The 25,925-nt window shown below is 64.0% G+C and carries 31 protein-coding genes and 2 pseudogenes; 18 read left to right on the top strand and 15 right to left on the bottom strand.

Annotation, left to right across the window (positions count from 1 at the left end; genetic code table 11):
• Nucleotides 1–39: 39 nt before the first annotated feature.
• On the bottom strand, nt 40–330 hold the full coding sequence (locus tag EYE42_RS07355; protein WP_130990664.1) for an FAD assembly factor SdhE: 291 nt from the start codon (nt 328–330) through the stop codon (nt 40–42).
• A 94-nt stretch (nt 331–424) separates the two neighbouring features.
• Between EYE42_RS07355 and EYE42_RS07350 the strand changes: the two genes are divergently transcribed.
• Together EYE42_RS07350 and EYE42_RS07345 are read left to right on the top strand one after the other, a co-directional pair.
• Nucleotides 425–1,627, top strand: coding sequence for a pyridoxal phosphate-dependent aminotransferase (locus EYE42_RS07350; RefSeq protein WP_130990663.1), 1,203 nt, complete (start codon nt 425–427; stop codon nt 1,625–1,627).
• A 45-nt stretch (nt 1,628–1,672) separates the two neighbouring features.
• Nucleotides 1,673–2,053, top strand: coding sequence for a baeRF12 domain-containing protein (locus tag EYE42_RS07345; protein WP_130990662.1), 381 nt, complete (start codon nt 1,673–1,675; stop codon nt 2,051–2,053).
• 40 nt (nt 2,054–2,093) lie between these two features.
• Here the strand turns inward: EYE42_RS07345 and EYE42_RS07340 are convergent, their stop codons facing one another.
• Nucleotides 2,094–2,876, bottom strand: coding sequence for a 3-hydroxybutyrate dehydrogenase (locus EYE42_RS07340; RefSeq protein ID WP_130990661.1), 783 nt, complete (start codon nt 2,874–2,876; stop codon nt 2,094–2,096).
• A gap of 262 nt (nt 2,877–3,138) precedes the next feature.
• Between EYE42_RS07340 and EYE42_RS07335 the strand changes: the two genes are divergently transcribed.
• From EYE42_RS07335 to EYE42_RS07325, 3 genes are all read left to right on the top strand, one after another.
• Complete coding sequence (locus EYE42_RS07335; protein ID WP_130990660.1) at nt 3,139–5,001, top strand: extracellular solute-binding protein; 1,863 nt, start codon at nt 3,139–3,141, stop codon at nt 4,999–5,001.
• Between the two features lie 124 nt (nt 5,002–5,125).
• Nucleotides 5,126–5,467, top strand: coding sequence for a hypothetical protein (locus EYE42_RS07330; protein ID WP_130990659.1), 342 nt, complete (start codon nt 5,126–5,128; stop codon nt 5,465–5,467).
• A gap of 178 nt (nt 5,468–5,645) precedes the next feature.
• Complete coding sequence (locus EYE42_RS07325; protein ID WP_130990658.1) at nt 5,646–6,533, top strand: cation diffusion facilitator family transporter; 888 nt, start codon at nt 5,646–5,648, stop codon at nt 6,531–6,533.
• Here the strand turns inward: EYE42_RS07325 and xth are convergent.
• On the bottom strand, nt 6,530–7,315 hold the full coding sequence (xth, locus tag EYE42_RS07320; RefSeq protein WP_130990784.1) for an exodeoxyribonuclease III: 786 nt from the start codon (nt 7,313–7,315) through the stop codon (nt 6,530–6,532). The genes EYE42_RS07325 and xth overlap by 4 nt on opposite strands.
• Before the next feature lie 64 nt (nt 7,316–7,379).
• Between xth and EYE42_RS07315 the strand changes: the two genes are divergently transcribed.
• Nucleotides 7,380–7,946, top strand: coding sequence for a hypothetical protein (locus EYE42_RS07315; RefSeq protein ID WP_130990657.1), 567 nt, complete (start codon nt 7,380–7,382; stop codon nt 7,944–7,946).
• Here the strand turns inward: EYE42_RS07315 and EYE42_RS07310 are convergent.
• Nucleotides 7,943–8,266, bottom strand: coding sequence for a HesB/IscA family protein (locus tag EYE42_RS07310; RefSeq protein ID WP_130990656.1), 324 nt, complete (start codon nt 8,264–8,266; stop codon nt 7,943–7,945). The two genes, EYE42_RS07315 and EYE42_RS07310, sit on opposite strands and share 4 nt — an antisense overlap.
• An 86-nt stretch (nt 8,267–8,352) precedes the next feature.
• Between EYE42_RS07310 and EYE42_RS07305 the strand changes: the two genes are divergently transcribed.
• From EYE42_RS07305 to EYE42_RS07295, 3 genes are all read left to right on the top strand, one after another.
• Nucleotides 8,353–9,510 (top strand): deoxyguanosinetriphosphate triphosphohydrolase, encoded by a 1,158-nt coding sequence (locus EYE42_RS07305; protein ID WP_130990783.1) that lies wholly within the window; start codon nt 8,353–8,355, stop codon nt 9,508–9,510.
• A 76-nt stretch (nt 9,511–9,586) separates the two neighbouring features.
• On the top strand, nt 9,587–10,009 hold the full coding sequence (locus EYE42_RS07300; RefSeq protein WP_130990655.1) for an OsmC family protein: 423 nt from the start codon (nt 9,587–9,589) through the stop codon (nt 10,007–10,009).
• Entirely contained in the window at nt 10,009–10,851 is an 843-nt protein-coding gene (locus tag EYE42_RS07295; RefSeq protein ID WP_130990654.1) for a transglutaminase-like domain-containing protein, read from the top strand. The genes EYE42_RS07300 and EYE42_RS07295 overlap by 1 nt, the downstream gene beginning before the upstream one ends.
• Nucleotides 10,852–11,160: 309 nt before the next feature.
• On the opposite strand, the pseudogene EYE42_RS16305 reads toward EYE42_RS07295, so the two are convergent.
• Nucleotides 11,161–11,663, bottom strand: a pseudogene (locus EYE42_RS16305) (transposase family protein); the annotation flags it as partial.
• 2 nt (nt 11,664–11,665) lie between these two features.
• On the opposite strand from EYE42_RS16305, the pseudogene EYE42_RS07285 reads away from it, so the two are divergent.
• Nucleotides 11,666–11,930, top strand: a pseudogene (locus EYE42_RS07285) (integrase core domain-containing protein); the annotation flags it as partial.
• 166 nt (nt 11,931–12,096) lie between these two features.
• Here the strand turns inward: EYE42_RS07285 and EYE42_RS16485 are convergent.
• Nucleotides 12,097–12,231 (bottom strand): hypothetical protein, encoded by a 135-nt coding sequence (locus EYE42_RS16485; protein WP_281277809.1) that lies wholly within the window; start codon nt 12,229–12,231, stop codon nt 12,097–12,099.
• A 111-nt stretch (nt 12,232–12,342) separates the two neighbouring features.
• On the opposite strand from EYE42_RS16485, the gene EYE42_RS07280 reads away from it, so the two are divergent.
• Nucleotides 12,343–12,891, top strand: coding sequence for a tripartite tricarboxylate transporter substrate-binding protein (locus EYE42_RS07280; protein WP_281277808.1), 549 nt, complete (start codon nt 12,343–12,345; stop codon nt 12,889–12,891).
• Between the two features lie 86 nt (nt 12,892–12,977).
• On the opposite strand, the gene EYE42_RS07275 is transcribed toward EYE42_RS07280, so the two are convergent.
• The 7 genes from EYE42_RS07275 to EYE42_RS07245 all read right to left on the bottom strand — a co-directional run bounded on the left by EYE42_RS07275 (nt 12,978) and on the right by EYE42_RS07245 (nt 17,642).
• Nucleotides 12,978–13,274: a CcdB family protein gene (locus EYE42_RS07275; protein WP_130990652.1), complete on the bottom strand. Its 297-nt coding sequence runs from the start codon at nt 13,272–13,274 to the stop codon at nt 12,978–12,980.
• A gap of 7 nt (nt 13,275–13,281) precedes the next feature.
• Entirely contained in the window at nt 13,282–13,521 is a 240-nt protein-coding gene (locus EYE42_RS07270; RefSeq protein ID WP_130990651.1) for a type II toxin-antitoxin system CcdA family antitoxin, read from the bottom strand.
• A gap of 94 nt (nt 13,522–13,615) precedes the next feature.
• Nucleotides 13,616–14,650, bottom strand: a complete 1,035-nt coding sequence (fba, locus tag EYE42_RS07265; protein WP_130990650.1) for a class II fructose-bisphosphate aldolase — start codon at nt 14,648–14,650, stop codon at nt 13,616–13,618.
• Nucleotides 14,651–14,654: 4 nt separating this feature from the next.
• Nucleotides 14,655–15,635 carry a class 1 fructose-bisphosphatase gene (locus EYE42_RS07260; RefSeq protein ID WP_130990649.1) on the bottom strand — a complete coding sequence of 327 codons (981 nt, stop codon included), beginning with the start codon at nt 15,633–15,635 and terminating at the stop codon, nt 14,655–14,657.
• 3 nt (nt 15,636–15,638) lie between these two features.
• Complete coding sequence (gene derI / locus EYE42_RS07255; RefSeq protein ID WP_130990648.1) at nt 15,639–16,100, bottom strand: D-erythrulose-4-phosphate isomerase; 462 nt, start codon at nt 16,098–16,100, stop codon at nt 15,639–15,641.
• The gene (locus tag EYE42_RS07250; RefSeq protein WP_130990647.1) at nt 16,097–16,864 is read right to left on the bottom strand and encodes a triose-phosphate isomerase; all 768 of its coding nucleotides are present in this window, start codon (nt 16,862–16,864) and stop codon (nt 16,097–16,099) included. Before EYE42_RS07250 ends, derI begins: the two co-directional genes overlap by 4 nt.
• Before the next feature lies 1 nt (nt 16,865).
• Nucleotides 16,866–17,642, bottom strand: coding sequence for a DeoR/GlpR family DNA-binding transcription regulator (locus EYE42_RS07245; protein WP_130990646.1), 777 nt, complete (start codon nt 17,640–17,642; stop codon nt 16,866–16,868).
• Between the two features lie 144 nt (nt 17,643–17,786).
• Here EYE42_RS07245 and tkt point away from each other — a divergent pair, with 144 nt between their 5' ends.
• On the top strand, nt 17,787–19,817 hold the full coding sequence (tkt, locus tag EYE42_RS07240) for a transketolase (RefSeq protein WP_130990645.1): 2,031 nt from the start codon (nt 17,787–17,789) through the stop codon (nt 19,815–19,817).
• A 50-nt stretch (nt 19,818–19,867) separates the two neighbouring features.
• Here the strand turns inward: tkt and trxB are convergent, their stop codons facing one another.
• On the bottom strand, nt 19,868–20,866 hold the full coding sequence (trxB, locus tag EYE42_RS07235; protein ID WP_130990644.1) for a thioredoxin-disulfide reductase: 999 nt from the start codon (nt 20,864–20,866) through the stop codon (nt 19,868–19,870).
• A gap of 145 nt (nt 20,867–21,011) precedes the next feature.
• On the opposite strand from trxB, the gene EYE42_RS07230 reads away from it, so the two are divergent.
• The 3 genes from EYE42_RS07230 (at nt 21,012) to EYE42_RS07220 (ending at nt 22,192) form a co-directional block, all read left to right on the top strand.
• Nucleotides 21,012–21,512: an Lrp/AsnC family transcriptional regulator gene (locus tag EYE42_RS07230; protein ID WP_130990643.1), complete on the top strand. Its 501-nt coding sequence runs from the start codon at nt 21,012–21,014 to the stop codon at nt 21,510–21,512.
• A gap of 46 nt (nt 21,513–21,558) precedes the next feature.
• Nucleotides 21,559–21,798: a hypothetical protein gene (locus EYE42_RS07225; protein WP_130990642.1), complete on the top strand. Its 240-nt coding sequence runs from the start codon at nt 21,559–21,561 to the stop codon at nt 21,796–21,798.
• Between the two features lie 109 nt (nt 21,799–21,907).
• Complete coding sequence (locus tag EYE42_RS07220) at nt 21,908–22,192, top strand: hypothetical protein (RefSeq protein WP_130990641.1); 285 nt, start codon at nt 21,908–21,910, stop codon at nt 22,190–22,192.
• A 1-nt stretch (nt 22,193) separates the two neighbouring features.
• Here the strand turns inward: EYE42_RS07220 and gshB are convergent, their stop codons facing one another.
• Nucleotides 22,194–23,162, bottom strand: coding sequence for a glutathione synthase (gene gshB, locus EYE42_RS07215; protein ID WP_130990640.1), 969 nt, complete (start codon nt 23,160–23,162; stop codon nt 22,194–22,196).
• A gap of 157 nt (nt 23,163–23,319) precedes the next feature.
• Between gshB and fabA the strand changes: the two genes are divergently transcribed.
• From fabA to EYE42_RS07200, 3 genes are read left to right on the top strand one after another with little or no spacing between them, the layout of a single operon-like run.
• Entirely contained in the window at nt 23,320–23,829 is a 510-nt protein-coding gene (gene fabA, locus EYE42_RS07210; RefSeq protein WP_130990639.1) for a bifunctional 3-hydroxydecanoyl-ACP dehydratase/trans-2-decenoyl-ACP isomerase, read from the top strand.
• A 32-nt stretch (nt 23,830–23,861) separates the two neighbouring features.
• Nucleotides 23,862–25,091, top strand: coding sequence for a beta-ketoacyl-ACP synthase I (gene fabB / locus EYE42_RS07205; RefSeq protein WP_130990638.1), 1,230 nt, complete (start codon nt 23,862–23,864; stop codon nt 25,089–25,091).
• 14 nt (nt 25,092–25,105) lie between these two features.
• Nucleotides 25,106–25,894 carry an enoyl-ACP reductase FabI gene (locus tag EYE42_RS07200; protein ID WP_130990637.1) on the top strand — a complete coding sequence of 263 codons (789 nt, stop codon included), beginning with the start codon at nt 25,106–25,108 and terminating at the stop codon, nt 25,892–25,894.
• Nucleotides 25,895–25,925: the final 31 nt, after the last annotated feature.

Genomic DNA, 25,925 nt, shown 5'->3' with positions numbered 1-25,925 from the left:
TAATTCAACCGAACCTGCTTTCCGGGAATAGAAAAAATTTTATCGGACAATGCCCAGTCGTTTCGTGGCATGAAGCGCGATCCTGTCCAGGATGGCGGCGATCCGGTCAGGACCGGCATTCGGTCCGCCATTCATCCGCGCGGTCACCCACAGATACAGATCCTGATCGTTTTCCGACAGCATGGCCTCGAAGGCATCAAGTTCTGCCGGCGACAGGTCGGCCATGACCTCGTCGGCAAAGCGGCCCAGAATCAGGTCCATCTCCTTCATGCCGCGCCGCCAGCTCCGCATCCTCAGGCGGCGCAGGCGGATTTCGGGCGTTTCAGTCATGTGGCATCCTTCGTCTGTGCGGCCGTCCTTGCCGCGGCCAAGGCGTCAGCATAAGCCATGTTTCACCGCCTTTCAAATCGCCGAGGGATTGCCCATGGGTTTTCTGTCCAGCCGCTTGTCGCGAATCAAGCCTTCGCCGACCATTGCCATGACCGGACGCGCCGCCGATCTGCGGGCCCAGGGACGCAGCATCATCGGCCTTTCCGCAGGAGAGCCCGATTTTGACACCCCCGCCCATATCTGCGAGGCGGCCAAGGCCGCCATCGACGCAGGCCATACGCGCTATACCGCCGTCGATGGAACGCCGTCGCTGAAGCGGGCCATCTGCGACAAGTTCGCGCGCGAAAACGGGCTTGAATACGCCCCGTCGCAGATCACCGTGGGTACCGGCGGCAAGCAGATCCTGTTCAACGCCCTGATGGCGACCCTGGACGAGGGTGACGAGGTGATCATTCCAGCCCCCTACTGGGTCAGCTATCCCGACATGGTGCTGCTGGCCGGGGGCAGTCCGGTGATCGTGGAATGCGACCAGCATCAGGGCTTTCGCCTGACCCCCGAGGATTTGGAGGGCGCGATCACGCCGCGGACGAAATGGCTGATCCTCAATTCGCCGTCAAACCCGTCGGGCGCCGGCTATGACCATGCGGCCATGCAGGCGCTGACCGATGTCCTGCTGCGCCACCCTCGGGTCTGGGTTCTGGCCGACGATATCTACGAGCATCTTGTGTTCGACGGCTTTGAATTCGTCACCCCCGCCCAGGTCGAACCGCGCCTGAAGGATCGGGTACTGACCATGAACGGCGTCAGCAAGGCCTATGCCATGACCGGCTGGCGGATCGGATACGGCGCGGCGCCCGAAGCCCTGATCGGTGCCATGGCCAAGCTGCAATCGCAGTCCACGTCAAATCCCTGTTCCATCAGCCAATATGCGGCCGAGGCGGCGCTGACCGGTCCCCAGGACTATATCGGCGAAAGCCGCGCCGCATTTCAGCGACGCCGGGATCTTGTGGTGGCTGGCCTGAACGCCTGCCCCGGCATCGATTGCCCGGTTCCGCAGGGGGCCTTCTATGTCTATCCCTCGATCGCGGGTCTGATCGGCAAGACCTCGGCCGCGAGAACGATGCTTGCCGATGACGAGGCCTTTGCCAACGCGCTGCTGGATGAATCGGGCGTGGCGGTGGTGTTTGGGGCGGCCTTTGGCCTGTCCCCCCATTTCCGCATTTCCTATGCGACCGGTGATGCGCACCTGGTCGAGGCCATCGGGCGCATCCGGCAATTCTGCGAAAGTTGCAACTGACGCTGCATCCGTGCGTTGGCCCCGACAGGCAAAAGGAAGACGCACATGCTGCCCCATGACACCCTGGTCGTTGTCGCCGACGGCCATTCCGCGGTCCTGTTCCGCAACACGGCGCGACATGGCCTCGATCTGGCCGAGGTCGAGCAGATCACGCCGGAATCATTGAACCAACCGACGCCCGGTGATCGCAGCCCGGATGTCATTCCCGGCGACGATCCGGGGCTGTTCGTCAGACAGTTGGCCGATCATCTGAACGACATGGCCCTGCACCAGCGGTTCGAGGATATCGTCGTCATCGCCGATCCCGCCGCCCTGGGCATCCTGCGCAAGCATTACCACAAGGAATTGCAGTTCCGCCTGCGAAAGGAAATCAACAAGAACCTGTCCAACGCGGACCTGCGTGCCATAGAGGCTGCGCTGGCCTGACCCGTCGCGAACGGCGCTGTTCTCACAGGGGACGGCGCTGTCAAAGCGCCGTCCAGCCGCCGTCCACGCTGATGGTCGTTCCCGTGATCTGCGCGGCCGATTCGCTGCACAGGAAAACCACGGTGTCCCCCAGTTGCTCGATGGTGGCAAAGTCCTTGGAGGGCTGGCGTTGCAGCATCACGTTCTGGATGACCTCGTCCCGGGTCATGCCGTATTCCTTCATGGTGTCGGGAATCTGGGCCTCGACCAGCGGGGTCAGGACATAGCCGGGACATACGGCGTTGCAGGTGATCGGCTCGCGAGCGGTTTCCAGGCCCGTTACCTTGGTCAGTCCCACGATGCCGTGCTTGGCCGCGACATAGGCGGATTTGTAGGGACTGGCCGTCAGGCCATGGGCCGATGCGATGTTCACGATGCGGCCCCACCCGGCCTTGCGCATCTGCGGCAGGGCGGCTGCGGTGGTATGGAAGGCCGAAGACAGGTTGATGGCGATGATCGCATCCCATTTGTCCACCGGAAAGTCCGGGATCGGGGCGACGTGCTGGATACCGGCGTTGTTCACCAGGATGTCGCAGCCGCCTGCCTTGTCGATCAGGGCGCGGCATTCGTCGCCACGGGACATATCCGCCTGGATATAGCGAACGACGACCCCGTGATCGGCTGCAAGTCGCGCGGCAAGGTCATGATCCTCGGGCCGGTCGGTAAAGCTGTTCAGAACGATATCGGCCCCCGCCCTGGCAAGCCGCTGCGCAACCCCCAGACCGATCCCGGAATTAGAACCCGTCACGATTGCCGTCTTACCGACAAGAAATCTTTCGAACATTGGCCCTCCGCTGAGGCAGTTTCCACGCTTTCCGGGACCGGAAGCGTGTTGCGGGGCCAGAATGGTCAAAAAAAAACGCCCGCACAAGGCGGGCGCAAGTCATGAGGCAGGTTTCATACAGGCAAGAAACCTATCGAGCAGTAAGTCACTTATACGCGAAAGCCCGTCCGAGTCCAACGAAGAAGTTCGTCGCGCCATTGACGATCCCCCGCTGACTTTGTTGAATTTGCATCGAAAACACAAAACATCGGGCGGGCAGGCAATGTGGTTCTTAAGAAAACTTAACAAATCCTTTACGCTAAGGGTCTTGTGCCTGTTATGTGGGGCTTTTTCGACTGTGGCATTGATGCCGCTTTCGGCTGGCGCACAGTCGGGGCATGGGCTTGCCATGTATGGAGAACCGGCGTTATCCAGTGGATTCACCGCTTTGCCCTACGTCAACCCAGAGGCGCAGCAAGGCGGCATGATTCGCCTTGCGGAACCGGGGGGCTTTGATTCGCTGAAGCCTTGGGTTCTCAAGGGAAACGGGGCGTGGGGAATCGGGGTTCATGTGGCCGAGACCCTGATGTATCGCAGCCTTGACGAACCCTTCACGCTTTACGGCCTGCTAGCGGAACGCGTCGAAACCGCTCCGGACCGCAGTTGGGTCGAGTTCACTCTGCACCCCGAGGCGCGCTTTTCCGACAACAGCCCCGTCACGGTCGAGGACGTGATGTGGTCATTCGAGACTCTGGGAACGCAGGGCCATCCCCGTTATCACAGCGCCTGGGCGCGGGTCGCCTCGATGGAGAAAACCGGCGAGCGGTCCGTTCGCCTGACCTTTACCGAGGCGGACCGGGAACTGCCGCTGCTCATGGGCCTGCGTCCGGTCCTGAAAAAGGCGCAGTGGGATGGGCAGGACTTCAGTGCATCCAGTCTCGAAGTGCCGGTGGGGTCTGGTCCCTATATCGTTGACAAGGTGGACCCAGGGCGGTCGATCACCTTGCGCCGCAACCCGGATTACTGGGGAAAGGATCTGGCGGTCAATCGCGGGCGCAACAATCTGGATGTGATCCGTTACGATTATTTCGGCGATGCCAACGCCATGTTCGAGGCGTTCAAGGCCGGCGAGGTCACGGTCTGGAGAGAGCTTTCCGCCCAGAAATGGGAGACCGAATACGACTTTCCCCTGATGCAGCGCGGCGATGCCGTCAAAACGGAAATTCCCCATGGGCGCCCGTCGGGGATCATGGGGCTGGTGATGAATACCCGAAACCCCCTGTTCGCGGACTGGCGGGTGCGACAGGCCATGATCGAGGCATTCAATTTCCGCTTCATCAACATGACCCTGAACGGCGGCAAGGACCGGCGCATCACCTCGTATTTCGCCAATTCGGATCTGGCCATGCAGCCGGGTCCGGCCGGGGGCCGCGAGGCCGAATTGCTCGAGCCGTTCAAGGCCGACCTGCCCCCCGGCACGATCGAGGGATACAGTCTTCCCGAAGGGTCCGACCGTGCGCTTGACCGGGGGGCCCTGCGCCGGGCCATGGCCTTGCTGGCCGAGGCGGGCTGGACGGTCCGGGACGGGGTGCTTGCAGACGCCCAGGGTCGCCCTTTTGCCTTTGAAATCCTGCTGAACCAGTCGGGCACCGCGATGCGCACGGCATCCGAAACCCAGCAGATCGCCGACATCTATGTCCAGGCCCTGCGCAATCTGGGCATCCAGGCGCGCATCACCCTGCTGGATTCCGCGCAATTCGTGCAGCGCACCAATCAATTCCAGTTCGACATGACCTGGTACGAACGCGCGCTGTCGCTGTCGCCGGGGAACGAGCAGTTGCTCTATTGGGGGTCGGTGGCGGCCGATCAGCCCGGCAGCCGCAACTGGATGGGCGTGAAAAGTCCTGCTGTCGATGCCGTGATCGGTGCCATGGTCACGGCCGAGACGCGCGACGATTTCGCCTCTGCGGTTCGTGCCCTGGATCGAATCCTGACCGCCGGGCGTTACGTGGTCCCGGTCGGGTTCTCGCCTGTCTCGCGGCTGGCCCATGCGGCGGACCTGCGCTATCCTGACCGGACAACGCCACTTTACGGAGATTGGCCGGGCTTCTTGCCCGAGCTGTGGTGGCAGGAGGCAAGGGAATGAAGGCAGTAACGGGCGCTTTGCTGGTCTGTGCCATGCTGGCAGGGTGCAACACCGTCGCAGGGGTCGGCGAGGATATCACCGGCATCGCGAATTGGGCACAAGGATCGATAGGAGGCGGATACTGATGAAATGGCAACACGTTCAGCAAAACTGGACCGCTTTCTACGAAGCCATCGTCGAGAAGTGGCCCGAGATCGACGAGGCCGACCTGGATGAGATCGACGGCGATCAACGGGCCTTTGTCGCCCATCTGGCCGAGATGACAGGCCAGGAGCCCGCCGAGATCCGCGAGGAACTGCGCGAATGGCTGGCCGGGGAAATCCCGTCCGATGTCGTCATGGACCCCGCCCATGACAACCATTCGATCGCGCTCAGCAGCAAGTATGTGGGCGAGGGAGAGGACGAATATTCCGACGATGCGCGTTTCGGGGACGATGACGATTACCCCGATGACGGGGACGACTGACGGGCCCGCACATGCCGGGAAACGAAGCATCGGGCGGTTCTGACCGGGACTTTGCCAAAGGATATCCGTCTGGCTTCGTCAGGCGGTCTGCCTGTCGATCCACCAGTCCTTTCCAATTGCAATAAAAGGATGGTTCTGCCACAGGCACCCCGGCGGGGGGGCAGAAAGGAATCTGGCAATGAACCGCACCCTCTGGATCGCCACCGGCAGCATTGCGGTCGGCGTCGTCGTGCTGGGGCTAAAGACCCTGGCTTGGTGGATGACCGGATCGGTCGCGCTGCTGTCCGACGCGCTGGAAAGCACCGTCAATGTCGTCACCGCCCTTGCCGCCCTTTTTGCGATCCGTATCGCCCAGCGCCCGGCGGATTCCACCCATCCCTATGGGCATCACAAGGCCGAATTTCTCAGCGCCGTGCTGGAAGGCGTGATGATCATCGTGGCCGCCCTGCTGATCCTTGACGAGGCGTGGCAGGGAATCCGCAACCCCCGCCCGCTGGTGGCACCCTGGGAGGGGCTGCTGGTCAATGCCCTTGCCGGCACGATCAATGCCGTCTGGTGCGCGATCCTGCTGCGACAGGGGCGGCGGCTGCAATCGCCCGCCCTGGTGGCGGACGGACACCATCTGCTGTCGGACGTGGTATCCTCGGCCGGGGTGCTGGTGGGCGTGTCGCTGGCGATCGCGACGGGCTATCCGATTCTGGACCCGATCCTTGCCGCCCTGGTGGCGGTCAACATCCTGTGGTCGGGATGGATGGTGATGTCGGCGTCGCTGGGCGGGCTGATGGACAAGGCCGTTCCGGACGATCTGCTCCGCGACATCCATGAAACCATTTCCAGCAACGCAGGCGGCGCGATCGAGGCGCATGACCTGCGCACGCGGTCGGCGGGCAGCATGACCTTTGTGGATTTCCACCTGGTCATGGACGGCAACACCTCGGTCGCGCAGGCGCATGCCATCTGCGACCGGATCGAGGCCGCGCTGCGCGACCGCCTGGACAATGCACAGATCACCATCCATGTCGAACCCGAACACAAGGCCAAGCATTCGGGGGTTCTGGTGATCTAGGCGGCCAGCCTTGCCCAGACGGGCACATGATCGCTGGGCTTTTCCCCGGCCCGCGCCTCCTTGTCGATACCTGTTTCCAGCAGCAGGTCCGCCGCCTGCGGGGACAAAAGGATATGGTCGATGCGGATGCCGTCGTCGCGGGACCATGAACCGGCCTGATAGTCCCAGAATGTGAATGGCCCGCGCGTGGCCCAAGGGTCGCGGATGCGCACGGCGTCGGTCCAGCCCTGATGGGTGATCCGGCGAAAGGCCGCGCGGCTGTCAGGCAGGAACAGCGCATCCTCGGCCCAGGCCGCTGGGCGGGCCGCATCGCGCGGTTCGGGAATGATGTTGAAGTCGCCCAGCATCACAACCGGCATCTCGCTGGCCAGAAGCTGGGCCGCGCGGAGACGCAAACGCTCCATCCAGCCCAGCTTGTAGTCGTATTTCGGACCTGGCGCGGGATTGCCGTTGGGCAGGTAGAGCCCGGCGACCCGCACCGCCGTCGATCCGACCACCGTGGCCTCGATATAGCGGGCCTGTTCGTCGGCATCGTCTCCGGGCAGGCCGCGCGTCACGTCCTCCAGCGGCAGCCGCGACAGGATGGCCACGCCGTTGAACCCCTTTTGCCCGTGGGTTTCCACGATCCAGCCGAGATCCTCGAAATGGGCGCGGGGAAACCCCTCGTCCACCGACTTGATTTCCTGCAGCACGACCAGATCGGCACCCGATCCGGCCAGCCAGTCGGTCAGGGCCTGGATGCGGGCCTTGACACCGTTGATGTTGAATGTCGCAATCTTCATGGTCGGCATGTTTATCCGCCCTCTGGCGATTGGCAACCGGCATGGGGGCCTGTTACCATGCGGAATGTTCCGCCTGATTGCCCTGCTGCTGATGATCGCGACGGCCCTGCCTGCCCGGGCCGATGACCGGCCCCAGGCCGGGCTGATGTGGAACCGCAGCGGATTGCCAGCGACCCTGCCACTGGTCGTCAGGACGATGGCGGGCCGGGATCATGCCGTATTCCTGAGTGATGCGGAGGGCCGGGACATCATGGCGGGATACATCCGGGGCGGCGATCTGTTTCGCCTGCTGGTTCCGCCCGGAACATGGCGGGTCCGGTTCGCGCACGGCAGGACATGGCAGGGTGAGGGAAAGCTGTTCGGACCCGCGACCGAATGGACCTTGATCGAACGACCGATGGCTTTTGGCGCGGGCATCGCGCGACGGCATGGACACATCATCCGCCTGATCGAAAGCGACGGGCGGATGCAGGTCGCATCCATCGGCCCGATGGATCAATGTCAGGCCCTGATGGTCACGACCGAGGTGAGCGACCTGGACGACGAACGCGACACCCCGAACCGGCTGCCCGCGCCAGCCTTGCGCAGGCTGGAAATCGACCTGGAAACCCGGAGCCGCGTCTGCGGCTAGATCGAGAACGATGTGCCGCACCCGCAGCTTGACGAAGCGTTCGGATTTTCGATGACAAAGCGTGCCCCGATCAGTTCGTCCGCAAAGTCGATGGTCGCCCCGGCCAGATAGGGCAGCGACACGGGATCGACCACGACCTTTTGGCCGGCGCCTTCCAGAACCAGATCGTCGGCCTCGGCCCGGTCCAGGCGAATGTCGTATTGGAACCCTGAACAGCCGCCCCCGGCCACGGCGACGCGCAGGGGGCGCACATCGCCGGTCTCATTGATCTCGGCCAGTCTGGCAAAGGCGCGTTCGGTGACTTTCGGCGGCAGGTTCATGGGGCGTTCCCGTTTTCGTGGGCCTGTCCAGAATATAGGCTGACGCCATTCCGTTGCAAGGAAGGCCCTCTCTCGTGATCTCAGCCATGACCGCGCCCTATGCCTGTTGTCCCGGCGCCAGCCGCGGTCGGCTGCATCCCGAACGGATGTCCACGTTCCGCAGCCCCTGGCAGCGCGACCGCGACCGGATCATCCATTCCAGCGCGTTTCGCCGCCTCAAGCACAAGACGCAGGTTTTCGTCGAACATGACGGCAAGGCTTATCGCGGCGACTATTTCCGCACCCGCCTGACCCACACGATCGAGGTGGCCCAGGTGGCCCGGACCATTGCAGGCGCCCTGGGACTGAACACCGACCTGGCCGAGACCGTGGCCTTGTCGCACGATCTGGGCCACCCCCCCTTCGGCCATACGGGCGAGGATGCGCTGTCCGCCCTGATGCAGCCCTATGGCGGATTCGATCACAACGCCCAGGCCTTGCGGATCGTAACGCGCCTGGAACGCCATTATGCCGATTTCGACGGTCTGAACCTGACGTGGGAGGCCTTGGAGGGGATCGCCAAGCATAACGGCCCGGTCGTTGGTCCCCTGCCCTATGCCCTGGCCGAAGTGAATGCCGATCTGGACCTGGAACTGCACACCAATGCCAGCGCCGAGGCGCAGGTGGCGGCGGTGGCCGACGACGTGGCCTACAACCACCATGACCTGCACGACGGATTGCGCGCCGGCCTGTTCACCGAAGACGAGCTTGCCGAACTGCCCGTCGTCGGTCCCGCCTTTGCCGAGGTGGACCGGCTGTATCCCGGCCTCGACCCGACCCGCCGCCGCTATGAAGCCCTGCGCCGCGTCTTTGGCGTCATGGTCGAGGATGTGATCGCCGTGGCCCAGAACCGGCTGACCGGCCTGCGGCCGCAATCGGCGCAGGACATCCGCGACATGGAGGGGCCGATCATCCGCTTTTCCAAGCCGCTTTATCAGAACATCAAGGCCATCAAGTCCTTTCTGTTCACGCGCATGTATCGTGCCCCCTCGGTTGTCGTGGAACGCACCACGGTCACGGCCATGCTGAACGACCTGTTTCCCCTGTATCTGCACGATCCGTCGCAGATGCCCGAACAATGGTGCCGAATCGCGCGCCAGGCGGGCAACGAGACCCTGTGCGCGCGTGTCGTTCTTGATTACGTGGCAGGCATGACCGACCGCTTTGCCATCGCCGAGCATCAAAGGCTGTTTCCCGGCCATTGATATTTGCAACCGGCTTGAACTGCCGCCCGTTCCAGGCGTTCTGTCGCAGCAGGAAGAAACGCACGGAGGAAATGCGATGTTCACACGGACCGGATCGGCCACATGGAATGGCGGGCTAAAGGACGGCAACGGAACGGTTTCGACGCAATCGGGCGCGTTGAAGGAAGTGCCCTATGGCTTCAACAAGCGTTTTGGCGACGAACCTGGCACCAACCCCGAGGAACTGGTCGGCGCCGCCCATGCGGCCTGCTTCAGCATGGCCCTGTCGAACATGCTGTCCGAGGCGGGCGTGGGCGGGATCGACATCCAGACCACCTCGAAGATCACGCTGGAAAAGGACGGTGACAGCTTCACCGTGACCAAGGCGCACCTGACCACGCGGATTTCGGGCGATGGCGACCGGGCCCAGATCGAGGAACTTGCCCAGAAAGCCAAGGCGGGCTGCCCGATCTCCAAGCTCTTGAACGCCGAGGTCACCATGGACGCGACGGTCGTCTGATGCGCATTCGGATCGGGCACGAGATGACGATCCAGATCGGTCAGGACACCACCCTGATCAGTCTGACCACCCCGGAACCTGCGCGCCATCGCGATTACGTGCAGCCCGAGGATTACCGAACAACGCCATCCGTGCCGGTCCAGAGCTATGTCGATCGTTTCGGCAATATCTGTCGGCGCATGGTGGCGCCGGCAGGGTCCTTCACGCTGTTCAGCGACATTACCGTCAACGATCCCGGCACCCTTGACGAGGCCGATCCCAATGCCACCGAATGGCCCGTGGAGGCCCTTCCGACCGAGGTGCTGGGTTTCCTGACGGCATCGCGATATGTGGAAAGCGATCTGGTCAGCGACGAGGCGTGGAACCTGTTCGGCCACATCGCGCCCGGCTGGAACCGCGTCCAGTACATCGTGAACCATGTGAACGGGGGCCTTGCCTTCGACTATGGCCTTGCCTCGCAGTTTCGCACGGCGGCCAGTGCGCGCCACGATGGCGTGGGCGTGTGCCGCGACTTTGCCCACCTGACGCTGGCCTATCTGCGGGCGCTGAATATCCCGGCGCGCTATGTCAACGGATATGTCGGCGACATCGGCGTTCCTGCGGCGGCCTCGGCGATGGATTTCGCTGCCTGGATCGAGGTGTTCCTGGGCGGAAAATGGTGGACCTTCGATCCCCGCAACAACCAGCGGCGCATCGGCCGCGTCGTGGTGGCGCGCGGCCTGGACGCCGCGGATGTTCCGCTTATCAACACTTTCGGTCCCCACAGGCTGACGGGCTTTCGCGTATGGTGCCATCCGGTCGATGAGATGGGTAACGAGTTGGACGGAATGCTGTTCGCCTGATCTTTTCATCCCGGCGGGCCCATGCCCGACCGGCAGGGGTTCTTGACGGAAATTCCAATGACTCCGTTTCGCGGCCTTTCCGCTTTTCCGATCACGCCAGCCGACTCGGATGGGCGGACCCGGCCTGCCGAACTGCGTCGCCTGCCGCGCCGGGCCGTGGGCGCTGTTCCGCAAATACGGTAGCCTTCGCATGGTCCGCCGGTCTGCGAACCTGATGGGCCTGACCGATGCCGAACCGCCGCGACCCATCCTGTCCCCTCAAGGCCAGGATGCCGCGCTGCACCAGGCTATGAATGCCCTGATGGCAGTCTAGCTCACCGACTCATAACTTCGCGACCGGATGCGGATCGAAGCGAGTTGGACGGGCGGGAGGAAGTTGTCGTCACGCTTGTCGTATCGGGTGGCGACCGCCCTGAACTGTTTGAGTTTGTGGAAGAACCGTTCGACCGCGTTGCGCTGACGGTAGACCCATGTGCTGAACAGCAAGGTTTTGACGCGGTTGGGCATGGCGCGGATGTTGGCCCATGCGCCGCGTTCGGCCAGCAGGATGTTTCCTGCCTCGTCCATGTCGGCGGCCGACGGCTGTCGTGGGCCTGGCCCTCGGTCAGTTTCAGCCGGATCGGACGGCCCTCGGCATCGACACGCGCAGGGATCTTGGTGGTCAGGCCGCCGCGCGAGCGACCCATGCAAACGGGATCGCTGGTCTTTTTTGGGCCGTTGGCGGCGTGCTGGTGAACCCGGATCGAGGACGGGTCGATCATCTACAGGTGGCCGTCGCAAGCGGCTGATACCGCTTCCAGAATGCGCGCCCAGTGGCGTTGTGCTAGACTTCAATCGGCCAGGCAAACCCACCGACAACGCTTACGCCGAGAGCTTCAACGCCATCGTGCGGATGGAATGCCTTGGGCCAGCCCTGGTTCCTGGACCTCTCCGATGCGCAGGAAAAGGTCGAGAAATGGCGTCGCCAATACAACGAAGTGAGACCCCATGGCGCAATCCGTGACAGGTCACCGCAGATCATGATATCAAGGCTCGAGGCGCCGCCCCGAGCCGCCAACCCGCCGGAGGTTCTCATCTGATCCGGCCCAAGCTTCTGGGGTGGGACCATCGATAGCAGCACCACCACAGTTCCGCGGGTTGCGACAGGGGGCACGGCGCCACCTCGGTCTTTCGTCAGGCCTCCGGCGAAGACAATCACTCCCAGGCCGCCGATCCCGAGAGCCATTGCACGAGGCAACCCCCCGGTCAAATCATCCGCAGTGTTCCGCTGTCCAACCCATGCATCGCCCAAAGCGCGATTGCCGCGAACAAGATCAGCAAAGCACCGCCGATGAGGGACTGCGATCTGGCCCTGCTTTCGCAGCTTTCGTCGGATGTCATGGATAAATTCCCTCTCCAGGATGCTTGTCACGCAGGCATTTTGCGATTCCGGGCCAATAAGGCTTTGGAAGAAGACCATAGGGCGGCCCCAGTAACGCGATCGCGCGGCCGGTGGGGCAGTCCCTGTCAGAGGCATCGGGCCAGCAGGTGGTCGTCGAGAACGTTGGTGGTGCGGGAGGCACACTCGGCGTAGCTCGCCTTGCCCGGTCTGAGCCGGACGGATACACAATTCTGATTAACCACGTTGCCTTGGCAGCCGGAGCCTCTCTGTATCCCCAGCTTGATTATGATACGAAAACTGCGTTCGCCCCTCTTGGCCTGATCAATAGCGGACCCATGGTATTGCTGAGTCGCAAGGATCTGGAGGCAGCAGACGCCACCGGTCTTTTGGCACCGATGCGCGAAGCCTGCCCCGACATAGCCGTCGGATATGCAGGCGTTGGGTCAAATTCACATCTGTGCACGTTGCTATTGCAAAATGCGCTTGAGACAGAGTTCACCCTTGCTGCCTACAAGGGAACGGGACCCGCGATGAATGACTTTATGGGTGGCACGATAGACCTGAGGACGAAACGCTGCAGAGCCGCTTTCACGCGGTCAGCACGACGGCGTTTCTCGTGGAGTAAAGAACGCCGGATGCCCATCTTGCTCGATTTCTAGCAGAAATTGAGACATGGAGCACGCTTATTGATACGCCATAAATGGCGTTCTAAAACGAGCCATGCAATTGGTTGCGGCAACCAAATTTACCTGACCCCGGAGAATATCATATCGAGCGCCTGCCGGATCGCGTAATCATGCGCCCTCACGTCCGCGACAGGGTCGCCGCGAAGGATCGAGGCCGGAACGGCCGCCAATTCGCCGACATGAAGGGCAGAGCGCTGCCCTTCGATCGCGATGATCGGCTCGAGAATCGAAAGCGCTTTCAGATCCGAATTTTCCGGGAATAAGGGCGCAACCACCCAAATCGGAAGCGTCGGGATGTCCGACTGCAAGTCGATCACCAGCCGGTCTCGGGCGATCCGATAGACGTGGAACTGCATTGCGGGATCAGATCCGCCAGGTCTGGATATCAGCCAGCGGCATCCCATTCTCCTCGATCCAGACTGCGCGTTGTGCAAGGGCTTCGCTATTGCCCTTCTGCCAGCGCGCGGCTCGCGCGTCGCGAACCGCCGCCGCCAAGGCATGTTCTGCGATCGCCGAGACGTTGAGATGAAGCTCCCGCGCCTCGGCCAGCAGGCTTGCCGACAAGGTCACGTTCGTCGCGGTCTTTGTCGCGGTCTGCGGCATGAGGATACTCCAAGGCAGTGTGTATAAAGGATACACACCGGACCCTCACTTGTAAGTGCCTGCGGGGCCATGGCTCCTCAGGCCGGTCCCCGGATCAATACCGCGAAGCCATCACCGACAGCGGCAGCGGCACGATCTTGTCGGCGTTGCCCGCCGTGCCGAACGCCTCGAATCGGTCCTTGCAGACCTGCGACATCATCTGCATCGCGGGCTTCAGGTACTTGCGCGGGTCGAACTCGGACGGTTCCTCGGCAAACACCTTGCGGATCGCGGCGGTCATGGCCAGGCGGTTGTCGGTGTCGATGTTGACCTTGCGCACGCCGTGCCGGATGCCGCGCTGGATCTCCTCGACCGGGACGCCCCAGGTCGGCTTGATGTCGCCGCCATAGCTGTTGATGATCTGCTGCAGATCCTCGGGGACCGACGACGATCCGTGCATCACCAGGTGGGTGTTGGGCAGGCGGGTGTGGATTTCTTCGATCACGTGCATCGCCAGGATGTCGCCATCGGGCTTGCGCGAGAACTTGTAGGCCCCGTGCGAGGTGCCCATGGCGATGGCCAGCGCATCGACGCCGGTGTCGTTCACGAAGCGCACGGCCTCGTCCGGGTCGGTCAGAAGCTGGTCGTGGCCCAGTTGTTCGGTCGCGCCGTGGCCGTCCTCCTGGTCGCCCATGCCGGTTTCCAGCGACCCCAGCACGCCCAGTTCCCCCTCGACCGACACGCCGCAGGCGTGCGCCATCTGCACCACCTGGGCCGTCACGTCGCGGTTATAGGCATAATCGGCGGGCGTCTTGCCGTCGGCCTTCAGGCTGCCGTCCATCATCACGCTGGTGAATCCGTTCTGGATGGCGGTGGCGCAGGTCGCCAGCCCGTTGCCGTGGTCCAGATGCATGCACAGCGGAATGTCGGGAAAAGCGCGGGCAAAGCCCTGGATCAGCCCGGCCAGCACCAGGTCGTTGGCATAGGCGCGCGCGCCGCGGCTGGCCTGCAGGATCACCGGCGATTTCGTCGCCGCTGCTGCGGTCATGATCGCCAGACCCTGCTCCATGTTGTTGATGTTGAAGGCGGGGACTGCGTAGCCATTCTCGGCCGCATGGTCGAGAAGCTGTCGCAGGGTAATCATAGCCATGTCGTTATCCTTCCGTGGGTTCAGCCAGATAGCCGAGGATCGTCTCGACCTCGTGCTTAGCGCCGAATATCAGGGGCGTCATGTCATGTACCGCTAACGGTTGGCGATAACGGATGGGCTGGGTGCCGTCGGACGCCAGCCCGCCCGCCTGTTCCACCAGGAACGCGATAGGCATGGCTTCATAGACCAGCCGCAGCTTGCCCCGTTCGTATCCCGGCCGCCGGTCGGCGGGATAGAGGAACGCCCCGCCGTTCAGCAGGATGCGGTGCAACTCGCCCACGGCGGCGGCCAGCCAGCGCATATTGTAGTCCTTGCCCAGCGGACCGTCCCGGCCCGCGCGCAGATCGGCCGCCCACCGTTGCAGACCCGGCGCCCAGTGGCGTTCGTTGGACGCATTATAAGCGACGGTGGATGCCGTGGGCTTCAGCGTGGCGTTCTCGCGCACGATGCGGATTTCCTGGGCCTCGGCATCCCAGCCCGCGACATGCGTTCCGTCGCCCAGCGACCAGCCGAAGTCCATCGAATGGCCGAAACTGGCATAGCCCGCCGCCACGACCGATTCCCCCGTGCGCAGAAACCCTTCGGGCGCGGCGGGCAGGACGCTGAACAGCATCCCCAGCGGCGCGCCGATGCCAATGCTGCCCGATCCGTCGATGGGGTCCATCGCCACGTCCCAGCCGCCGTCGGGGTTGAGGGGGATCACCGCCTCGGCTTCCTCGGACAGCACCTGCCGGACACCGGCGCGGCGCAGCACCTCGACCATGTGGTGATGCGCGCCGACATCCAGGGCCTTCTGCCTATCGCCGCTGTCGTTGACGCCGACGATCTTGGTCGGGTCGCCGTGCAGACGACCCGCGGCAAGGCGTTCCATCAGCGGTGCCTGCGCCCGTGCAATCGCGTGGACAATCGCGGCAGGGCCATCCCCCCTCAGCACCTGCGACAGCAGGCGGCCCGTCGCCGGGCCGTCGTTCGGCAGTTTCAGCATTCGTCAAGCCTTGGTGTATTTCGCATCGACCGCGTCGATGGCGTTCACGTTGCCCGCCGACTTGCCGGCCTTGTCGAAGTTCAGGGTTTCGGCCAGCCAGGCGTCGGCGATGGCCTTGGCCAGTTCCGGACCGATCACGCGCGCGCCCATGGTGATGATCTGCGCATCGTTCGACAGCGCGGCGCGGGTGGCTGAATAGGTGTCGTGGGTCAGCGCGGCGCGGATGCCCGGCACCTTGTTGGCGGCGATGCAGACGCCGATGCCGGTGCCGCAGACCAGAATGGCGCGGTCATACGTGCCGTCCTTGACCTGCGACGCCACGCGGTCGGACAGGTTGGCATAGAACGCATCCGGACCGGCCTCGGTGCGGCTGATCTCTGCGACCTCATGCCGGTCCTTGAGGTGATCGGCCAGCACCTTGGCCAGACCTTCGCCCGCGCTGTCGCCTGCGACTGCCAGTTTCATGTCACGTCTCCGATGGTTGCGGCGCAGCGCGCCAGGATATCCAGATAGCCGCCCACGTCCCAGGCAGAGCGGCCGATGAACAGTCCGTCGATATGCGGGCAGGCGATCAGTTCCTGGCAATTGCCCGGATTGACCGAGCCGCCGTAAAGGCAGGGCACGGGACGGCCCAGCACGTCCCGCGCCACTGCGATGATCTGGGCCTGCCGCGCGTCGGCATAGTCCGAGGTCGCGGGGATGCCGTTCACGCCGATGGCCCAGACGGGTTCATAGGCCAGCAGGATCGGGGCGTCGCTGCCCGCCACGCGGGACAGCGCGGTGCGCACCTGTGTTTCCAGCACGTCCTGCGCGCGGCCCGCCTCGCGTTCGGCCAGCGTCTCGCCGATGCAGATCAGCGGGATCAGGCCGTGGCGCACGGCGGCCTCGGTTTTCAGGCCCACGGTTTCGTCCGTTTCGCCGAAATGCGCGCGGCGTTCGGAATGGCCCAGTTCCACGATGTCGAGGTTGCAGTCGCGCAGCATCAGAGGAGAGATTTCCCCGGTCCAGGCGCCCTCGTCGGCCCAGTGCATGTTCTGCGCGCCGACCTTGACCGACGTATCGGCCAGCCAGTCCTTGACCTGCCGCGCGGCGGTGAAGGGCGGGATCACGAACCGCTGGATGCGCGGGTCGCGCTCCGCATCGGCGGCGGCCAGTCCCTCGGCAAAGACGCGCGCCTGATCCAGCGTCTTGTTCATCTTCCAGCTTGTGCCGATCCAGAAATCGCTCATCTCAGTCCCCAATTCGGTCGCGGGCGATGGTCAGCCGCAGCCCGGCCCTGTCGATCGCGGCGCGATCTTCGGGCGCGGGGGCGGCATCGGTGATGATCGCGTCAAAGGCCGACAGATCCGCCAGGGCATGCAGCGCCGAGCGGCCAAAGCGCGTGTGGTTGACCAGCAGGACGGACCGGTCGGCCGCCCCCATCATCGCGCGCTTGGCCCGGACCGCCGCGTCATCCATGTGAAACGCCCGCCGCCCCGCCACGGCGGGGGTGGATATGAAGGCCAGATCCGCGCGCAGGCGTGACAGCGCATCCTCGGTCACGACGCCGAAGAAGCCGTTGAATTTTGGGCTGTAGGTGCCGCCCAGGGCGATCAGCGTCATGCGGGGCGCGTCCTTCAGCCGGTCGATCACGGCGGCATTGTTGGTGATGACCGTCAGCGGCGCCTTGTCTGACAGGCTGGCCCCCAGCAGCGCCGCCATGGACCCGTCGTTGACCATCACGGTCATGCCCGGTTCCACCAGGTCCAGGGCGGCGCGGGCCATCCGCGCCTTGGCGTCGCCGTCCTGCAGCGCACGGATGCGGAAATCGCTTTCGAACTGGGTCCCGGCCTCGATGGTGGCGCCGCCGCGGACCTTGCGCAACAGGCCGGCCTGTTCCAGATCGTCCAGGTCGCGGTGGATCGTCATGCGGGACACGGCGAAGCGGTCGGCCAGATCGTCCAGATCGACGGCGCGCGAACCGACCAACAAGTCCATGATCGCCTGTCGGCGTTCGTCCCGCTTCACCCAAGCCTCCTCGGTTGGCAGGTTTGTAACAGCGCCTGCAAAAATTGCAACATGATTATTGTTATTTTGTGATATAGATTTGTGATTACTGTTGTGAACAGGGCCGGTCCAGAGTATGGACCCGCAAACCGCCCGGAGAACCCCATGCCGCTCGATTCGCCCAAAGACCCCAAGATCGCCGCCAAGGCCGCGCTGGACCCGCAGAACTTCGCGCTGGCCAACTGCATCCGCGCGCTGTCCATCGACGCGGTGAACGCGGCCAATTCGGGCCATCCCGGCGCGCCCATGGGCATGGCGGACGCGGCCACGGCTCTGTTCAGAAACCACCTGAAATTCGACGCAAAGAATCCTGACTGGCCGGACCGCGACCGGTTCGTGCTGTCGAACGGCCATGCCTCGATGCTGCTCTACAGCCTGCTGCACCTGACCGGCTACGAGGATATGACGCTGGAGCAGGTCAGGAACTTTCGCCAGTGGGGGTCCATCACGGCGGGCCATCCGGAATACGGTCATGCCAAGGGGATCGAGACGACCACCGGCCCGCTGGGCCAGGGCATTGCCACGGCGGTCGGCATGGCGCTGGCCGAACGACGTCTGGCGGCGGAATTCGGCGACGATCTGGTCGATCATCACACCTATGTCTTCACCGGCGACGGCTGTTTGCAGGAAGGCATCGGGCAAGAGGCGATCAGCCTGGCGGGCCACCTGGGCCTGGGCAAGCTGATCGTGCTCTATGACGACAACGACATCACCATCGACGGCCCGACCTCGATCAGCTTTTCCGAGGATGTCCCGGCGCGGTTCGAGGCCTGCGGCTGGCAGGTCCAGAAATGCGACGGCCATGACGGCAAGGCTCTGGATGCGGCCATCGCGGCGGCCAAGGCCGAGACGGGCAAGCCGTCCTTGATCGCGATGAAGACGGTGATCGGCTTCGGCTCGCCCAACAAGGCCGGCAGCTATGCGGTCCACGGCTCGCCCCTGGGCCGCGACGAGGCCGCGCTGACCCGCGAGGCGATCGGCTGGGGATACGATCCATTCGTGATCCCCGACGATCTGGCGCAGGAATGGCGGCAGATCGGCACGCGCGGCGCCAAGGACCGCGAGGCTTGGGAAGCGCGTCTGGCCGGGAAATCCGCCGAGGTGCGCGACGAATTCAACCGCCGCGTGTCGGGCACCCTGCCCCACGGCTATGACGCCGCCGTCAAGGCCGCGCGCGACGCGCTGTTCGCCGATCCGAAAAAGGCCGCGACCCGCAAGGCCAGCCAGATGGCGCTGGAGCCGCTGACCGCCGCCCTGCCCGAGATGATCGGCGGATCGGCCGACCTGACCGGATCGAACCTGACCCGCGTCAAGGCCGTAGACAGCCAGTATACGCGGCAGGCGCCGGGCCGTTACATCGGCTATGGCGTGCGCGAATTCGGCATGTGCGCCGCGATGAACGGCATCACCCTGCATGGCGGATTCATCGCCTATGGCGGGACGTTCCTGGTGTTTTCGGACTATGCCCGCAACGCCATCCGCCTGTCGGCGCTGATGGGGGTGGGCACGATCTTCGTGATGACCCATGACAGCATCGGCCTGGGCGAGGACGGCCCGACTCACCAGCCGATCGAGCATCTGGCGTCCCTGCGCGCCATTCCGAACCTGACGGTGCTGCGCCCCGCCGACACGGTGGAAACGCTGGAAGCCTGGGACATCGCGATCCGCAACCGCCATGTCCCGTCGCTGCTGGCCCTGTCGCGCCAGGACGTGCCGCAACTGCGGCTGGAGGCGGGGGACGAGAACCTGACCGCCAGGGGCGCCTATGTGATCCGCCAGTTCGGAGAGGGCCGCGACGTGACCCTGATCGCCACAGGGACCGAGGTCGCGCTTGCCGTTCAGGCCGCCGAGGCGCTGCATGGCGACGGGTTGAACGTCGCCGTGGTGTCGATGCCGTCGTGGGAGTTGTTCGAGGCCCAGTCTGACGATTACCGTCAGGCCACCCTGGGCGACGCGCCGCGCATTGCTGTCGAAGCAGCGGGCAAGTTCGGCTGGACGCGCTATGTCGCCAGCGAGGACGACGTGATCGGCATGACCGGATTCGGGGCCTCGGCGCCCATCGACCGGCTGTATCGGGAATTCGGCATCACGGCAGAGGCCATCGTGGCGCGGGCCAAGGCGGTGACAAGGCGGTAAGCACCGTCGCAGGGCAAAGGGCCGCGCGGAAAAATCCGCGCGGCCTTTCCTTACCAGGCCTCGGCCCCGGCGGGCGCCCAGGCATGCTCGGGGTCGGGTGTCCCCGCCGCGTCCTGTTCGGCCAGCCAGCGTTCGGCATCCAGCGCCGCCATGCAGCCCATGCCGGCGCTGGTCACGGCCTGGCGATAGACATGGTCGGTCAGGTCGCCCGCCGCGAACACGCCAGGGATCGAGGTGCGGGTGCTGCCGGGCTCAACCTTCACATAGCCGCCATTGTGCAGGTCCAACTGGTCACGCACCAGTTCGCTGGCCGGGGCGTGGCCGATGGCGATGAACACACCCTCTGCCGGGATCGCCCGCGTGCTGCCGTCCAAGGTCGAGGTCAGGACCGCGCCCGTCACGCCCATCGGGCTGTCGGCGCCCTGCACCTCGGTCAGGGCATGGTTCCAGATCACCTCGACCTTGGGATGGTCGAACAGGCGCTTTTGCAGGATCTTTTCGGCCCGCAGGCTGTCGCGGCGATGGACCAGCGTGACCTTGCTGGCAAAGCGGGTCAGGAACAGCGCCTCCTCGACCGCCGTGTTGCCGCCGCCGATCACCAGAACCTCGCGGTTGCGATAGAAGAACCCGTCGCAGGTGGCGCAGGCGCTGACGCCGAAGCCCTTGAACTTTTCCTCGGAGGGCAGGCCCAGCCAGCGGGCCTGTGCGCCGGTGGCCAGGATCACGGCATCGGCGGTGACGATCCGGCCGCTGTCGCAGGTGGCCACAAAGGGCCGCTGCCCCAGATCCAGCCCCGTCACCATGTCCACCACGATGTTCGCCCCCATGGCACGGGCATGCTCCTCCATCCGCACCATCAGGTCGGGGCCCTGAACCTCGGTATCGCCGGGCCAGTTCTCGACCTCGGTGGTGATGGTCAACTGCCCGCCCGGTTGCATCCCCTGGATCAGCATCGGGTCCAGCATGGCGCGTGCGGCATAGATGGCGGCGGTGTAGCCCGCCGGGCCCGAGCCGACGATCAGAAGTTTCACATGCGTGCGGTCGGTCATCCTGCATCCCCTGGCTGTTTTCCCCGAGGTAATGCGTCCGCGCGCCTCGTGCAATCGCCAAGCCGGATCGGAAAGAATGTTGCGCGGGAAGGGCCAGCATTGTAGTTTCTGGCATTCTGCAAATCCGATGGGGTAAAGACCAAGCATGGCCGGGGCGAAACTGGACGACATCGACCGCAAGATCCTGGCCGAGTTGCAAGCCCAGGGCCGGATGACGAATGTCGAACTGGCCCGCCGGGTGGGCATCTCGGCGCCCCCCTGCCTGCGCCGCGTCCGCGCGCTGGAGGAAACCGGTTTCATCCGCGGATACCACGCCGACATCGACGCGCGCGAGCTGGGGTTCGAGGTGCAGGTCTTTGCCATGGTCCGCCTGGCCAGCCAGTCCGAACGCGACTTGTCGGCCTTCGAGACGCTGGTGCAGGGCTGGCCGCTGGTCCGCGAGTGCCACATGCTGAACGGAGAGATCGACTTCATCCTGAAATGCGTGGCCCCCGATTTGTCCAGCTTCCAGCGGTTCCTGACGCAATCGCTGACGGCGGCGCCGAACGTGGCCAGCGTCAAGACCAGCCTGGTGATCCGGGCCGGAAAGGACCAGCCGGGGGTGCCGTTCGAGGTGGTTGAGGAAAGGGTAAGGGAGGCGGGGTGAGGGGCGCTTGAGATTGTAAGTATGTCCAAGGTATAGGCTGACCAAAATGACTAACGAAGAAGCCGCTAATCTTGTGAAGCGCGTCGATGAACTTGAGCGTTCAAACAAGGCGCTTTGGGCTTGGGTAAAGGCGCTTGCCAATCAAGATACGATGATACTCGAATTTTTTTTTCGTTCAGAAGATCGCAACGAAGAAGCAATGCTGCAAAGTCGAAATATTGTGAACCACATTACCGACAATGCCCATTATCTCCATGGTATTTCTGTGGAAGATACCAATGAGTGACCCATACCCGTTTCCTAAAAATGACGACTTCCTCAAACGCCACCCTGGCGGCCTCTTGCCAGGCGGCCCGAAAGGGCCACATAATCCGGGAGAGCCACCCGGAGGCGACATGGAACTGCGCGTCAGAGAACTTGAGAGGAGTCATGCGGTTGTCGTTGAGCGTCTCAACGGACTTGACCGTCGATTGGATGACGGCTTCAAGGCGCTCAGCGGCCGGTTCGACGATGTGAACAAGCAATTTGACAACGTGAACAAGCGTCTTGATGACATGGGCCGCAAGATCGACAAACTGCCGAACGAATGGGCAATGGCGCGGGTCGTGTTCTATGTGACCGGCGCCCTGATGGCGGCAGCGATCTTTGGTCCGCGCCTGATCTCAACGATCAGCCAGTGATCTAGGTTTCTGTCGTTTCTGTCGCCCGTTCAGCCACCCGCCCCTCGATCGCCTCCCAGATCTTCTCCGCCGCATTGATCCCGTCGAACCGCTCAAGCTCCTGGATCCCCGTGGGCGAGGTCACGTTGATTTCCGTCAGCCAGCCGTCGATCACGTCGATGCCGGTGAAGATCAGGCCCTTGTCGCGCAGGACCGGGCCGATGCGGCGGCAGATCTCGTATTCGCGCTCGGTCAGGCCCACCTGCTCGGCGCGACCGCCGACATGCATGTTCGACCGGGCCTCTCCGGTCTGGGGAACGCGGTTGATCGCGCCAACGGGTTCGCCATCGACCAGAATGATGCGCTTGTCGCCCTTGCTGACAGCGTGGATGTATTTCTGCGCGATCATCGGTTCGCGGCTGATGCCGGAAAACAGCTCCAGCAGCGCCGACAGGTTCCGATCCTCGGGGTCCAAGTGGAACACCCCTGCCCCGCCGTTGCCATACAGCGGCTTGACGATGATGTCGCCGTGCCGGTCGCGGAACTGCCGGATGGCGGCAGCATCGCGCGCGATCATCGTCGGCGGCGTCAGGTCAGGGAAATCCAGCACCATCAGCTTTTCGGGGCAGTTGCGCACCCAGAACGGGTCGTTCACCACCAGGGCCCTGGGATGCACCCGGTCCAGCAGGTGGGTCGAGGTGACATAGGCCATGTCGAAGGGCGGATCCTGTCGCAGCCAGATCACGTCGAAATCCGACAGGTCCACATCCGTCCAGTCGCCAAAGGCGACATGGCTGCCCTGTTCGCGGCGCAGCGTCACCGGACGGCCGCGCGCGATCACCCGGCCCTCGTCGTAGCGCAGTTGATCGACGGTGTACTGGAACAGCCGGTGGCCGCGCGCCTGCGCCTCCAGCCCGATGCGAAAGGTGCTGTCGGCGGTGATCGAGACATGCTCGACCGGGTCCATCTGCAGGGCGACATACAGGCTCATGGCGGTTCTCCGTGCGGGGTTGGGCCGGTTGTCGCCCGCCGCCCAGAAGGATGCAAGCCGGGTATTGGCATTGACTTGCACCGGCGCTGGCCCAAGTGCTAGACGAGGCGTCAACTTGCAGCCTGGCCGTATGGCCTGAAGGAAAGGCACATACCGCATGGCGATGGACAAGACCCGCTTCGACAAGGGCGACCTGCTGGCCTGCGCGCGGGGCGAGTTGTTCGGCCCCGGCAATGCGCAACTGCCCGAGCCGCCGATGCTGATGATGGACCGGATCACCGACATTTCCGAAGACGGTGGCGAACACGGCAAGGGCCATGTGGTCGCCGAATTCGACATCACCCCGGACCTGTGGTTCTTTGCCTGCCACTTTCCCGACAACCCGATCATGCCGGGATGCTTGGGCCTGGACGGGCTGTGGCAGTTGACCGGCTTCAACCTGGGCTGGCGCGGCTGGCAGGGGCGCGGCTATGCCCTGGGCGTGGGCGAGGTCAAGCTGACCGGCATGGTGCGCCCCGACCGCACGCTGCTGCGCTATCATGTGGATTTCACCAAGGCCGTGCAGACACGGCGCCTGACCATGGGGGTGGCCGACGGCCGCGTCGAGGCGGATGGCGAAACCATCTATCAGGTCAAGGACATGAAGGTCGCGCTGTCATCGAGTTGATGGCGGCCAGCTAATCAAAAGGAGGAGGCCCCATGCGACGCGTCGTCATCACCGGCCTTGGCATCGTCTCGCCCATCGGCAACAACGCAGGCGAGGTCACCGAAAGCCTGAAGGCAGGCCGTTCGGGCATCGTCTTTGCCCCCGAATACGCCGAACACGGGTTCCGCAGCCAGATCCACGGGATGCCCCGGATCGTGCTGGAGGACCACATCGACAAGCGCGACCTGCGCTTCATGGGTCCGGGCGCGGCCTACAACTTCATCGCCATGGAACAGGCGATCAAGGACAGCGGGCTTGAGGAGGGCGATGTATCGAATCCGCGCACCGGCCTGATCATGGGATCGGGCGGGCCATCGACCAGCAACTTTTTCCAGGCGCATCAGACCGTCATCGAAAAGGGCAGCCCCAAGCGCATGGGCCCGTTCATGGTCACGCGCTGCATGTCGTCCACCAATTCCGCCACGCTGGCCACGCCTTTCAAGATCAAGGGGGTGAACTATTCCATCACCTCGGCCTGTTCGACCTCGGCCCACTGCATCGGCAACGGGGTCGAACAGATCCAGATGAACAAGCAGGACATCGTCTTTGCCGGCGGCGGCGAGGAGCTGGACTGGACCCTGTCGTGCCTGTTCGACGCGATGGGGGCGATGTCGTCGAAATACAACGACACCCCGGAAACCGCGTCCCGCCCCTATGACGCGACCCGCGACGGGTTCGTCATCGCGGGCGGCGGCGGCGTGGTCGTGCTGGAGGAACTGGAACACGCCAGGGCGCGCGGTGCCAGGATCTATGCCGAAGTCACCGGCTATGGCGCGACCAGCGACGGATATGACATGGTGGCCCCGTCGGGCGAAGGGGGCGAGCGGTCGATGCGGCTGGCCCTGGAAACCCTGCCCGAGGGGCGCCGGGTCAGCTATATCAACGCGCACGGCACCTCGACCCCGGTCGGCGACATCGGCGAGGTGAGGGCGATTCGCCGCATCTGGGGCGAAGGAAACACGCCGCCGATCAGTTCCACCAAGTCGCTGACCGGTCATTCCCTGGGCGCGACCGGCGTGCACGAGGCCATCTATTGTTTGCTGATGTTGCAAAATGACTTCATTGCAGCATCTGCAAACGTGACCACTCTGGACCCCGAGATCGCGCCGGGCGAGATTGCGACCAGCCGGGTGGACGATGCCGGCCTTGATTCCGTGCTGTCGAACAGTTTCGGGTTCGGGGGAACGAACGCCACCCTGCTGATGTCGAAATACCGGGATTGAGCGGGGCTTCAGGAATGGGTGATCTTCTGCAGGGCAGGCGCGGGCTTGTGATGGGGGTCGCCAACGATCATTCCATCGCCTGGGGCATCGCGAAGGCGGTGGCCGGCCAGGGGGCGGAACTGGCCTTTTCCTATCAGGGCGAGGCTTTCGGCAAGCGGGTGCAGCCGCTTGCGGCCTCGGTCGGGTCGGATTTCCTGCTGGACGTGGACGTGACGGACGATGCCTCGCTGGACCGGGCTTTCGCGGCGATCGGGGACCGCTGGGGGCGGCTGGATTTCGTGATCCACGCCATCGCCTTTTCCAACAGGAACGAACTGACCGGCCGGTTCATGAACACCAGCCGGGCGAATTTCAAGCACAGTCTGGAGATCAGTTGCTATTCGCTGATCGAGGTCGCGCGGCGCGCCCATCCGCTGATGGCAAACGGAGGGTCGCTGATCACGCTGACCTATGGCGGGTCGAACCGGGTGACGCCGTTCTACAACGTGATGGGCGTGGCCAAGGCGGCGCTGGAATCGGCCGTGCGATACCTGGCCAACGACCTGGGACCGGACGGCATCCGCGTGAACGCGATCAGCCCCGGGCCGATGAAGACCTTGGCGGGCGCGGCCATCGGCGGGGCACGCAAGACATTCCGCCATACCGAGGCCAACGCCCCCCTGCGCCGGAACGCCACGCTGGAGGCGATCGGCGGCACGGCCGTCTGGCTGCTGTCGGACTGGGGCGCCTGCACGACCGGGGAAATCGTGCTGGTCGATGGCGGCTATCACGTCCTGGGAATGCCGCAGAGCGAGAATTTGTGAGGCCGCGTCCGGGGCTCACACCCTGGCCCCG

This window comes from Paracoccus subflavus (genome assembly GCF_004310345.1).
Taxonomy (GTDB): domain Bacteria; phylum Pseudomonadota; class Alphaproteobacteria; order Rhodobacterales; family Rhodobacteraceae; genus Paracoccus; species Paracoccus subflavus.
The sequence above is the reverse complement of the archived record's forward strand: the minus strand, read 5'-3'. Positions and strand labels throughout refer to the sequence as shown.